Source organism: Ramlibacter sp. WS9, from assembly GCF_003797765.1.
GTDB lineage: Bacteria > Pseudomonadota > Gammaproteobacteria > Burkholderiales > Burkholderiaceae_C > Ramlibacter.
In genome coordinates this window covers 59140-70881 of sequence record NZ_RKMB01000027.1, presented here as the reverse complement: position 1 = coordinate 70881, position 11742 = coordinate 59140, and the positions used below count along the sequence as shown (strand labels likewise).

The following is an 11742-nucleotide window of genomic DNA, read 5'->3' as shown; positions in this document are numbered from 1 at the left end:
AGATGTGTATAAGAGACAGGGTCATAGCTGCGCGGCGCGATGCCGACCCAGTTCAGGCGCATGCCGAGCGCGCCCCATTGCCGCGCTGCCGACTTGACGAGCGTGCGTTGCGCCTCGGTCAGTGTCATCAGCGGCAGCAGGCCCGCAGCCCCGACCAGCGCCGTCGAAGGCCCGACCACGACCACGGCGCCTCCGCGCTCACGCTGCACGCCGTGTGCGGCCTGCAGACAGAACAGCGTCGCCAGCACGCTCTGGTGCACGGACGCCTGCCACTCCGCGGGCGTCAATGCCTCCAGGTCGCGAACGACGAGTGCGGCTGGCGTGGCCGCCGCGTGGACGATGAGGTCGGCGTCGCCGATGTCACGCGCGGCCTTGGCCAGCGCCGCGTCGGCCTGCGCTTTCGATGTGAAAACGGTGGCGATCTCGACCACCTGGGCGCCATGGCGCATGAGCCCCTGCACCAGCTGGCTGCCGATCGGCATGCCGCCGGTGGCCACCACCGCTCGCCGGCCTGCCAGCTGCGCGGATGCTCCCCCGGCGCCCGGAGCGCCTGCCGCACTGACCATGTTCTTGCTCCTTTGTTTGCGGGCCGCCAGGCCCGCTTGTACGACGTGGGGCAAACCCCGACATCAACTATGTGAACGTAGTTCGATAATATAAACTAGCGAAACGCAACGCACAACCCTTCCTCCCCCAACCTGCTACGGAGAATCCCTTGTCCCGACCCGAATCCCTGGCGGCCAACGCCGCCGTGCAGCGGGCCATCGATGCGGCCATTGCCTCCGGCCGCGAAATCGGCGTGCAGGTCGCGGCGTACCACCGTGGCAAGCTGGTGGTGGACGCCTGGGGCGGCATCGCCGACCCGGCCGATGGCCGCCGCGTGGACGGCGACACGCTCTTCAATGTCTACTCCGTCACCAAGGCGGTGGCGGTCACGGCCATTCACATGCTGGTCGACCGCGGGCTGCTCGACTACGACGCGCCCGTCGCCCGCTACTGGCCCGAATACGGGGCGCGTTGCAAGAGCGACACGACCGTGCGCGATGTGCTCACGCATCGGGCCGGCGTCCCGCAGATGCCCGACGGCGTGACGCCCGAGCGCATGTGCGACTGGGACTGGATGACGCGGGCGATTGCCGACCTTCCGCCGCTGGCCCCGCCGGGCTCGACGACGCTGTACCTGTCGATGACGTTCGGCTGGATCCTCGGCGAACTCGTGCGCCGCGCCGACCCGCAACACCGCTCGCTCGGCCGCTTCGTGCGCGAGGAGATCGCGCAGCCGCTGGGCATCGCCGACCTGTGGATCGGCATCCCCGATGAGGTTGAGCCCCGCATTGCACGCCAGGTCGATGCGATGGTGCCGGTGCCGCCCGAATACCTGCCGCCACTCTTCCTGGCGTCGATGCCCGCTGCCGTCGCGTTGACGCCGCCAATCTTCGAGCGACCCGACGTCCGCCGCGCGGAGGTCGCCGGCGTCGGCGGCATCTTCAACGCGCGCAGCGAAGCGCGCTTCTGGGCGATGCTGGCCGGCGGCGGTGAACTCGACGGCGTGCGCCTGCTCTCCGAGAAATTGGTGGCGACCTTGAACACCCCGCGCTCGAACAGCGGCGAGCCCGACCCGGTGATGTTCGGCTTTCCCATTCCCATCACCATCGGCGGCTACTGGTTCGGCGGAGAGCATCCGCCTGTCTGCTCGGTGAAGAACCCGCGCGCCATCTGCCACCCGGGCCAGGGCGGTTCGATCGGCTGGGCCGACCCGGACAGCCAGCTGGCCGTCGCCATCTGCCACAACCGCCTCTTCAATCCGACGACGCGCGAGGAGGACGCGATCCTGCCGATCGCCGATGCGATCCGCGAAGCACTCGGGGTCTAGCCAACAACTTCAAGGAGACGCCGCATGGGCGCCATTCCCCGCATCCAGGATTTCGACGACGCGGCCTACGACCCGTTCGTCTCCGACGAGGCCGCGTTCGGCGATTGCATCGACCCTTACCTGCGGCTGGCCGAGTGGCGCGAGCAGGGGCCAGTCCACAAGATGGACTACCGCGCGGCCATGGGCCTGTACCCGGATGTCACGATGGCGGGGCTGGAACACTACCTGGTGCTGGGCTACGACGCGACCGAGAAGATCTTCCTGGACCCGGTGACGTTTTCGAACAAGACTTACGCCCGCAATCTCGGCATCAGCTTCGGCCGCAGTGTCAGCACGATGGATGCGCCGGAGCATTCGCGCTTTCGCAAGATCTTCCAGAAGGCCTTTCTGCCCAACGTGGTTGCCAAGTGGGGCGACACCTTGGTGGACCCGGTAGTGCAAGGCTTGATGGATCAGTTCTCGGCACGCGGCAAGGCCGACCTGGTGCAGGAGTTCACGCACCACTACCCTTTCCACATCATCTACCGGCAGTTGAACCTGCCGCCGGACGACGTGAAGGTCTTCCACAAGCTGGCGATCGCGCAGACCGTCGTGATGTACGACGTGCCGCACGGCACCGAGGCCTCGCGCAAGCTGGGCCTGTATTTCAAGAACCTGCTGGACGAGCGGCGGCGCAATCCTGGCGACGACCTGGTGAGCCTGCTGGCGCTGGCCGAAGCGGACGGCGAGCAGTTGCCCGAGGAGATCCTGGTCTCCTTCCTTCGCCAGTTGGTGAACGCCGGCGGCGACACCACCTACCGCGCGACCAGCGTGCTGCTCACGGGCCTGCTCTCCAACCCCGATCAGCTGGACGCCGTGCGGCAAGACCGCTCGTTGATCCCGCAAGCCATCGAGGAGGCGCTGCGTTGGGACGGGCCCGTGCTGATCGCAACGCGCACGCCAACGGTCGACACCGAACTGTGCGGTGTGAAGCTGCCGGCCGGCGCCTGCCTGTCCGTCGCGTCCGGCTCGGCGAACCGCGACCCGTCGCGTTTCGAGAACCCCGACCGGTTCGACATCTTCCGCAAGAAGCAGCGCAACTTCGGTTTTGCGTTCGGCCCGCATGTGTGCATCGGCCAGCACCTGGCACGCATCGAAATGACGCGGGCGTTGAATGCGATTCTGGACCGGTTGAAAAATATCCGGCTGGATCCGGCGCTGCCTGCGCCGGTGATTCAGGGGACGATGATGCGGGTGCCTAAGCATATTCATGTGCTGTTCGACTGAGACTGGATGTCATTGCGCTTGATCCGCAATCCATGACCCCTGTCTTTGTGTTCCTGGGCCGCGCGGCGAAGCTGTGCGTGGGCGGGCTGCGGCGCGATGGCTACGGCGTTCGGCTTCGGTGCTTTGCACCTGCAGCCGAATTCCTTGCGCCGGGAGACCCCGCGACCCGCGCGGCGTAACTCGCTGCGCTTTGCTCCGCTCAGACAGACGCCGCGAGCATGAAACGAACGCACGGCTGAAGCCGTGCTGGGTCGCGGGGTCACCCGCCGCAAGCGCCTGTGCTTTATTCGCGCCACAGCCCGCCCACGCACAGCTTCGCAGAGACATTGAGGCGAGCCACCGGTGGCGTGCCAAAGCCTCAGTTATCTGCCAGAAATTCTGGCATACCACCGCTGGCACGCCACTATCTCACTGCAACGCCGTGCATGGTCGGGTCGCGGCGCGAATAAAGCTCAGGCGCCCGCGGTGGACGGTCTTGCGGCCCAGCGTCGCTTGCGACGCGACCGTCTCATGCTCGCGGCGTCTGTTTGAACGCAGCGCAGCGAAGTGAGTTACGCCGCGTGGGCCGCAAGACCGTTCAGCGCGGGGAATCCGGCTAAAGGCGCGAAAGCGCCGCAGCCGGACGCCGTAGCCATCGCGCCGCGGCCCGGCCGTGCACGGCGTTGCCGCGCGCGGCCCACGAGCGCCCAAAGTGAATGCGGGTTCATTGATCGCGGATCAAGTCCGCAATGACAGTCAGAAGACCGACGCGAGCCGTTGCTGGATGAGCGCACGCGCTTCCCGCTCGAACGTCGCGATCAACTCCGCACAGCTCGGCAAGTCATCGATCAACCCCACACATTGCCCCAGCGGAAACGCCGCATCATCCGCCGCGCCGCTGGCCATCGCTTCCATCCAACGCCCCGCCCCGATCAGCGGCAACAGGTCGTGATGGGTCGTGGTCTCCGCAGCTTCCAGCTTCAAAGCTTCTTCGACCCGTGCGTTGCGCATCACGCGGATGCTGTCGCCGAAGCGGCGGCCCACCAGCGTCGTGTCGGTTTCACGCGCGGCCACCATGCGGGCCTTGATGGCGTCGTGCAAGGGCGACTCGCGCGTCAGCAGGAAGCGTGTACCCATGCACACGCCCTCGGCGCCTAGCGCGAGCGCGGCGACGAGGCCGCGAGCGTCAGCGATGCCGCCTGCGGCGAGCACGGGAATCGACAATGCCTTGGCGGCCGCCGGGATCAGCACCAGGCCAGGCACGTCATCCTGGCCGGGATGGCCGGCGCACTCGTAGCCGTCGATGATCACCGCATCGACGCCCAGCGACTGCGCCTTGAGCGCGTGCTTCACGCTGGTGGCCTTGTGCATCACCTTCGTGCCGGACTTCTTCAGCGCGTCCAGGTATTTCGCGGGGCTGCCGCCGGCGGTCTCGACCACGGGGATGCGCTCTTCGCCCACGACCCGCACGAAGCCTTCGATATCGACACCGGCGTTCGCCGCGAGGAGCGTGAGGTTGACGCCGAACGGCTTTGAGGTGAGCGAGCGCGTGCGCTGGATTTCACGCCGAAGCGCTTCCGCATCCGGCTGCGTGTGCGCGGAGATCACGCCCAGGCCGCCGGCATTCGAAACGGCGGCGGCCAGTTCGGCGCGCGACACCCATCGCATGCCGCTTTGCACGATGGGCAGTGCGACGCCCAGCAGTTCGGTGGCACGAGTCTTCATGTTCAGGCCACCGGTGCCAGGAAACGGCGGCCGTTATCGTGCATCACGCCCTGGGTTTGCTCGGGTGTGAGCGACTTGCAGGCTTCATCGGCGAATTCGCGCGGCGTCGGCACACCTTCGGCATGCGGGTAGTCCGAGCCCATGATCGCCCACTCGTGCGAGCCGACTTGCGCGATCGTGGTGGCCAAGTCGTCTTCCGGGTAGGCGATGACGCTGACGTGGCGCTTGAAGATGTTGCTCGGGCGTTCCTTTAGCTGGCCGCCCGGCCAGAAGCCGTTCTTGGCCATGCCGCGGCACTTGTCCATCTTGACCAGCATGTTGGGCACCCACTCGGAGCCGTTCTCGGCCGACAGCAGGCGCAGGTTCGGGAAGCGCGCGAAAAAGTTCCACAGGATCATGGACGACAGCGTCTCGACCACCGGCCGCTCGCTGTAGCCGTGCATCCAGATGAATGCGGTCTGGCGCTGGCGCGATTGCTGCACCGGCTCACCCCACACGGCCATGTGGTCCTTCATGTAGATAGCTTCGCTCACGTGGTAGACCACGCGGCAATGCGCTTCGTTGAGGATGGACCAGAAGCGATCGAAGTCCGGGTGCGCGGGCGACTTCTTGTTGAACGGGCCCATGGGCATCAGGAAGAGGCGCGTGCCGTTTTCGATCGCCCACTTGGCTTCTGCGCAGGCGGCATCGACGTCTTCCAGCGACACCAGCGGCGCGGAGTAGATGCGGTCCTTGTAGTTGAAGCCCCAGTCGTCCAGCATCCAGCGGTTGTACGCGTGCATCACAGCGGCGGCGGCCTTGGGCTCGTTCAGGTAGCTGATGGTGGCGACCATGTGGCCGCAGTAGAGGAAGCAGCCTTCCACGCCGAACTCGTCCATCTTGGCCAGGCGCGGGTCGCGTGCGTACATGTCGGGCGTCATCGGCACGCGCATGTCCACGTTCTCCTTGCCTTCCTTCTGCGCGCGCAGCCATTCGTGCAGCTTTCCTGGCGGAGGAACACGCATGTCGGCCGCGGTGTACCCGGCGCTCACTTCGACTTTCTGTGCGCCGACGTACAGCGCGAACTCGCCGTCCGCGCCGGTCTTCCACTGGTAGTCCCAGTCCTTCTTGAATTTCTCGGGGAGGTAACGGCTGAACGCGTCGGGCGTTTCGTACAGGTGGGTGTCGCCGTCGAAGATCGGGCCCTGGAATACGGTGGCGGGGGTTGTGCTTGTCGTCGTCATTGAAATGAGTCCTGGGAAAAAGAGTCCGGGGGAATCGTCAGACCTGCCGTCAGACTTGCGATTTCGGGAGGCGAATCACCAGGCCGTCGCTCTGCGGCGTCATGCGCAGCTGGCAGCAAAGGCGGCTGTTCTCTTGCGGGTCGAGCGCGCACTCGAGCATGTCGCGCTCGGCGCTCTCGGGCTGCGGCAGGCGCGCGAGCCAGGCGTCGTCGACGTAGCAGTGGCAGGTGGCGCAGCTGCACGAGCCGCCGCAGTCAGCCATGATGCCGGGCACCAGCGCGTCGATGGCCGTCTGCATCACCGACTTGCCCTCCTCGGCTTCCAGGTGATGTTCCTTGCCGCTGAATTCGATGATGGTCAGTTTGGGCATGTCGTCTCCGTGTTGTTGTGGGGGGCGCCGGCTCAGGCGGGCAGCAGCGACTTGAGCGGGACGGCTTCGTCCGCGAGCCGATCGGGGTCGACCTCGATGCGCTCACCCACCAGCCGCTTGGCCACCATGAAGTCGGGCACCCGGTTCACGGTGTCCACCGCCAGCACGCGCCGGCCTTTCAGGTAGAACGCGCAGAACGCGCCGGCGTCGGGCGAGCCGCGCAGCACCAGTTGGTCGTAGCCCTGCGACAGGCCCACCATCTTGAGCTTCAGGTCGTATTGGTCGGACCAGAACCACGGCACGCCGTCGAAGCGGCGCTCCTGGCCGGTGAGCGTGGCCGCGGCGCAGCGAGCCTGCTCGAGCGCGTTCGGCACGGACTCCAAACGGATGGACCGGTCGTACAGCGCGCTGTGGTAGCGGGTGCAGTCGCCGGCGGCCACGATGTGCGGGTCGCTGGTGCGGGCGGCGGCGTCCACCAGGATGCCGTCGTCCACGGCCAGGCCGCAGTCGGCCGCCAGCTCGGTGTTGGGGACCAGGCCGATGCCCGCGACCACGAGGTCGCAGGCCAGGCGCTCGCCGTCCCTGCACACGACGGCGCTGACGCGGCTGCGGTCGCGGTTGAGCTCGAACGTTTCCACCTGCATGCCGGTGCGCACGTCGACGCCCGCGGCGCGGTGAACTGTCTCGTAAAACGCGGACACGGCGGGCGCCGTCACGCGCGACAGGATGCGTTCGGCCGCTTCCAGCACAACGACCTGCAAGCCCTGCTTCACGGCGACGGCGGCCACTTCCAGGCCGACATAGCCGCCGCCGATGATCACCAGCCGCGCACCGTCGATGAAGCGGGCGCGGATGCGGTCGACGTCGGCAAGCGTACGCAAGTAGTGGAAATTGGCGGCGCGGTCCGCACCCGATGCCGCGGTCGGCAGGCGTCGCGGCCGGCCGCCGGTGGCGAAGGCCAGGCGCGAGTAATCGATGGACGGCCCGCCGTCGAACTCCACGCGGCGCGCCTTCCGGTCGACGGCGACGACGCGGCGGCCCAACACCAGTTCGATGCCGGCGTGTTCATAGGTGGCACGCGCCTTCAGCGCCAGCGTTTCCGTCGTGGCCGTGCCCGCGAGATAGGCCTTTGACAAAGGAGGCCGGTGATACGGCAGATCGGGCTCGTCGCCGGCCAGCAGGATACGGCCAGGCCATCCGCCCTCGCGCGCCTGCACGGCCAGCTCGGCCCCGGCTTGGCCCGCACCGATGACTGTCAGCACCTCATCCGATTCGATCATGTCCAATGCCCCAACCCCGCCCCGGCGCCCGCGGCGCGTCAGGCGGTATTATATACGAACGTCGTTTGATAATGTGAACATGGCGCGCGACCGGGACGGCAGCGCAGCCAGCAGTTCCGCGGCCCGCTCGCCCAGCAGCGCCTGGCCGCTTTCGAGGCCGCGTTGCGCACAGACCCGCGCGTAGTCGGCGTCCTTTTGCAGGCGCGGCAGGTCGACGCGCCACCCGATGCCGGCCATCAGCCACTTGAAGGTGACGAGGTCGAGCAGTTGCGTGTCGCTATCGGTTTCCCTTGCGGCGTGGGGCAGCAGAGCATTCATGGCGTGTCTCCTGGCGGCGAAAATGGCGCCGTTCCAATATCTGCATATTATGCGGATAGTTGAACGATGTCAAGATCGCACCCAGGTAAAGCTGGGGCGCCGCATGGCGCGGCGCCCCAGTTTCATGCCGATGTTCAGGAGGTCTTGGCGCTGCGCCGGTGGCGCGATTCTCAGAAGGCCGAGATTACCGGAACGTTCCTCGGGCGTGGCACCGGCGGCCTCGTGCATGCGGAGTGCGCGAACCGGCCCAGCACGCCGACCCGTGTTCGCGAACAGCGTTCTTCATGCCTTTTTGGCGGCCGTCGCCAGAATCAGGAATCCGCCGGCCATTGCGACGTTTTTCAGGAAGTTGTTGAGTTGCGCGTTGAACTGCGCGGGATCGACGGCCCAAAAGGCATGGGCGAGAAACGCCGCTGCCATCGTGAAGATGCCCAGGACTCCAGCGACCAGGGGCAGACGCCAGCCGAAAACGAGTGCGACACCCCCGCCGATCTCCAGGAGGATGGTGAGAGGCAAAACGATATCCGCGGCCGGGATGCCCAGCTTGGCAAAGTAGGCCGCCGTCGCGGAATACGTGAGTGCCTTGCGGACCCCGGCCACCAGGAAGATGACGGCCATCAAGGTGCGGCCGGCGGCGATTGCGTGGGGTGTTTTCAGTTGCATGGCAAGACGTCCTTATTTGATTGAGAGCAGCTCGTTGGCTGCCTTGATCGTTTCCGCGGCGTCGAAGCCGAGGATATAGCCTGCAGTCACATTGGCGTTCGTCGCCTCGATGACGCTGCGTACATAGGCCCTGGGGTCCGGGTACATCGCTTTCAGCTCGGCAGGCGAGTAGAAGCGGTGGTGTCCGCCGTTGCGGCAGAAGCCTGGCCCGGGATTGAGGTAACCCAGATTGAACGCCGTGGGATACGCGAACTCCGCCAGCTGGATGCCGCCGAAGGTGCGGCCGTTGGCGTCGTGCCGCAGCTTCAGCCCATTCGCATCGCGCTCCAGGGCCTTGCCCGCAGGGGCTGGCAAGCCACCGGCGGCCCAATGATTCACATGCTCGTACGCGGCGTTCAGCACCTTGTGCATCGGAACGGCGCTCCACAGCGGGTTGTGCTTGCACCCAGGGATCAGGTCCCCGATGGTGGCTGCCGGCGAGCCATCGCGCTTTCTCAGGCCCGTGTCCCGCCTGGTGATCGCGTCCACGTATTGCATGTCCCACGAGCTCAGGTGCGAGGTTCCCGCTACCTCCCAGCGGCGCGTCGTCGGGCCGTCGGGCACGACCGCGCGCCCGTCGCTCCAGACCTCCGCGCCCACGGAGACCAGCTTGGTCGGATTGTCGGTTCGCAAGAGGTGCCAGGTGCTGCGGCCGTTGATATCGGTGTAGCCCGGATCGTAGAAGACCATGCCGTCTACAACGCGGTGCAGCGGATCGATGGCGTTGTAGTACGTCGTGAGCCGCCTGCCGGCTTGTGACTCGCCGGCGGCGATGACGCGCCTGACCTTCATGCCGGGAAGCGCGTTCACGGACCCGGGTTCGCGCAAGGCCTTGATGGTCTGGGAGTAGATGTCCCAGGAGAGCACGTCCCCCGTGTTCAGCGGATCCGGCGGTGTGGTGTCCGGCGCATTCACCGTCAGGTCGCCGTAGCGGGCGGCGCTCCACGCCTTCAAGCGTTCAACGCCTACCCGCTGCGTCGAGACGCTGACGTAGGCGTAGCCATTGCGCATCAAATAGTCACGCGATGCGGCCCAATTGAAATCGATGTCCTGCCCCAGCGTCACGTTGAACCACTCGACGATGACTGTGCCGTTGAACTTGGCCGGGTTCGCGGGGCGGCGAACGATCATGCGCGTCTTGTAGGGGTGGCCTTTATCGATGACGGCAGCGTTCTGCATCGAATCATGGAAGGCGTAGCGGTTCGCCACGCCGCTCACGTAATACTCCTGCTCGACGTAGCCGGCGGCAGCCAGGTCTTCCGGCGACGCCCCGAAAATCCGGGTCCCCTGCACCGAGATCTGCGCAAAGCGAGCGGCGGGGACGTCCATCGCAGGAGGGGCGTTCGTCTCGGTCAGGCCGGCGCATCCCATGAGAAGCGCCAACCCGACCGCCGCGATCAGGTTGGACGGTTTGACGTCTATCACGCGTGCGCCTTGACGATGCGGTCGCTGATGTAGCTCGCCAGCGCGTAGACCGTCTCCGACGGGTTGTAGCCGATCGAGGTCGGCAACAAGCTGGCGTCGGCCACATACAGGTTCTTCACGTCATGCGTCTCGCCGTAAGGGTTGACCACCGTGGTCTTCGCGTCGCGTCCCATGCGGCAGGTACCCTGCGGGTGGAACGAGGTGTATTTGTAGCGCGCAGGTTCATTCTTCAGCGCGCCAATCACGCTCTCGACCTGGGCGGCGCTCTCGATCTCGGCCTTGTTCGATGACGGCAGGTAGAGCTTGCGCGCCCCGGCGGCGAAAAGGATGCGCGCGGTGGTGATGAGGCCCTTTTTCATCGCCTCGAAGTCATCGTTGTCCACGGTGTAGTGGATCTGCTTCTGCCCGTTCTCCCAGCGCACCTCGCCCACGTTCTTGTCGTGGATGAGGCTGATCAGCCGAATCGTGTTCTTGTAGCCGCTCATGTAGGCGACGTAGGGCTTGCCGGTTCCCGGCTCGGCCTGGAAGCTCGCCTCCACCGGCTCCTGGATCGCGTTGAGCAGCAGGTAGCCACCCTTTTCGGGCAGGGTGTGCTTGTCCATGTAGAGCGAGTGGGTCGCGCCGTGGAAGTCGTTGACCTCGAACGGGAACTCCGCCGTCACCGACAGCGTCGGGTGGCAGGCGAAATTCTTGCCGACCTGCCCGCTGCTGTTGGCGAGTTTGCTCTTTTGCAGCAGCAGCGGCGTCTGGATCGGTCCCGCAGCCAGCACGACGATGGGCGCGTCGATGCGCACATCGGCCTTCTTCTTTCCGGTGGCCGGATCGATGACTTCAGCCAGCACGCCGCTGGCCTTGTTGCCCTCGGCGAGCACCTGCGTGACGCGGGTGTCGGCATAGATGATCGCGCCATGGGCCACGGCCCAGGGCAGGTAGGTCACGAGCATGGACTGCTTGCGGTCGGAGGCGCAGCCGCTGAAGCACGAGCCCGTGAGGGCGCAGTCCTTGATGTTGCGCCGGGCCCTGCCTTCGGGAAAGCCGAGCTTCTTCATGCCCGGGCCGATGAGCAGGGCGCCGGGGCTGGTTTCGCTCGAGCCGACGGTCTTGATGTTCAGGTTGCGCTCGACCTTCTCGAAATACGGCGTCATCGCCGCCATGTTGAGGTTGGTCAGGCCGAATTGTTTGCCCCACAGCTTCAGGTAGTAGTCGGGCGTGCGAAAGCACAACGCGGCATTGACGACGGTGGAGCCGCCGACGCAGGCGCCTTGCAGAATGGCGATGTCACCGTTCATGTTGGATTGGCCGCCGTGGTCCTGGTAGAGCGTGCCCATGGCCACCGCGAGCATCTCGGAGAACTTCTCCGAGGGAATGTAGGGGCCCGCTTCCAGCACGATCACCTTCTTGCCCGCTCGGGCCAGCTCGAACGCGGCAATCGCCCCGCCCGCACCCGAGCCGACGATCACCGCGTCGGCCTTCAGGTGCAATTTGTCCTGTGCAATGTCGCTGGCCTGCGTGACCTTCAGGCCTTGCTTGGCGACTTTCACATTGATGTTTTTTGCCATGTCTTGTCTCCTATTTGACGAC

12 protein-coding genes are annotated in these 11742 nt (G+C 66.0%); 3 read left to right on the top strand and 9 right to left on the bottom strand.

Annotation, left to right across the window (positions count from 1 at the left end; genetic code table 11):
• The coding region (locus EEB15_RS27515; protein WP_141513164.1) for an SDR family oxidoreductase at positions 1-566 on the bottom strand (566 nt) is incomplete at its 3' end.
• 149 nt (positions 567-715) lie between these two features.
• On the opposite strand from EEB15_RS27515, the gene EEB15_RS27510 reads away from it, so the two are divergent.
• Genes EEB15_RS27510 through EEB15_RS33825 form a run of 3 tightly spaced genes read left to right on the top strand, consistent with a single transcriptional unit; the run spans position 716 to position 3318 of the window.
• Complete coding sequence (locus EEB15_RS27510; protein ID WP_141513163.1) at positions 716-1873, top strand: serine hydrolase; 1158 nt, start codon at positions 716-718, stop codon at positions 1871-1873.
• A 24-nt stretch (positions 1874-1897) separates the two neighbouring features.
• A complete protein-coding gene (locus EEB15_RS27505) occupies positions 1898-3139 on the top strand; it encodes a cytochrome P450 (protein WP_141513162.1) in 1242 nt (413 codons plus the stop codon).
• A gap of 32 nt (positions 3140-3171) precedes the next feature.
• Complete coding sequence (locus EEB15_RS33825) at positions 3172-3318, top strand: hypothetical protein (RefSeq protein ID WP_158290252.1); 147 nt, start codon at positions 3172-3174, stop codon at positions 3316-3318.
• Positions 3319-3874: 556 nt separating this feature from the next.
• Here the strand turns inward: EEB15_RS33825 and EEB15_RS27500 are convergent.
• From EEB15_RS27500 to EEB15_RS27465, 8 genes are all read right to left on the bottom strand, one after another.
• On the bottom strand, positions 3875-4843 hold the full coding sequence (locus tag EEB15_RS27500; RefSeq protein ID WP_141513161.1) for a nitronate monooxygenase family protein: 969 nt from the start codon (positions 4841-4843) through the stop codon (positions 3875-3877).
• Between the two features lie 2 nt (positions 4844-4845).
• Positions 4846-6066: an amidohydrolase family protein gene (locus EEB15_RS27495; protein ID WP_141513160.1), complete on the bottom strand. Its 1221-nt coding sequence runs from the start codon at positions 6064-6066 to the stop codon at positions 4846-4848.
• 49 nt (positions 6067-6115) lie between these two features.
• Positions 6116-6436, bottom strand: coding sequence for a 2Fe-2S iron-sulfur cluster-binding protein (locus EEB15_RS27490; RefSeq protein ID WP_141513159.1), 321 nt, complete (start codon positions 6434-6436; stop codon positions 6116-6118).
• A gap of 32 nt (positions 6437-6468) precedes the next feature.
• Positions 6469-7716: an NAD(P)/FAD-dependent oxidoreductase gene (locus EEB15_RS27485; protein WP_141513158.1), complete on the bottom strand. Its 1248-nt coding sequence runs from the start codon at positions 7714-7716 to the stop codon at positions 6469-6471.
• A 48-nt stretch (positions 7717-7764) separates the two neighbouring features.
• Positions 7765-8034: a hypothetical protein gene (locus EEB15_RS27480; RefSeq protein WP_141513157.1), complete on the bottom strand. Its 270-nt coding sequence runs from the start codon at positions 8032-8034 to the stop codon at positions 7765-7767.
• A gap of 282 nt (positions 8035-8316) precedes the next feature.
• Complete coding sequence (locus EEB15_RS27475; protein WP_141513156.1) at positions 8317-8697, bottom strand: DoxX family protein; 381 nt, start codon at positions 8695-8697, stop codon at positions 8317-8319.
• Between the two features lie 12 nt (positions 8698-8709).
• On the bottom strand, positions 8710-10161 hold the full coding sequence (locus tag EEB15_RS27470) for an alpha/beta hydrolase domain-containing protein (protein ID WP_141513155.1): 1452 nt from the start codon (positions 10159-10161) through the stop codon (positions 8710-8712).
• Entirely contained in the window at positions 10158-11720 is a 1563-nt protein-coding gene (locus tag EEB15_RS27465; protein ID WP_141513154.1) for an FAD-dependent oxidoreductase, read from the bottom strand. The genes EEB15_RS27470 and EEB15_RS27465 overlap by 4 nt, the downstream gene beginning before the upstream one ends.
• Positions 11721-11742: the final 22 nt, after the last annotated feature.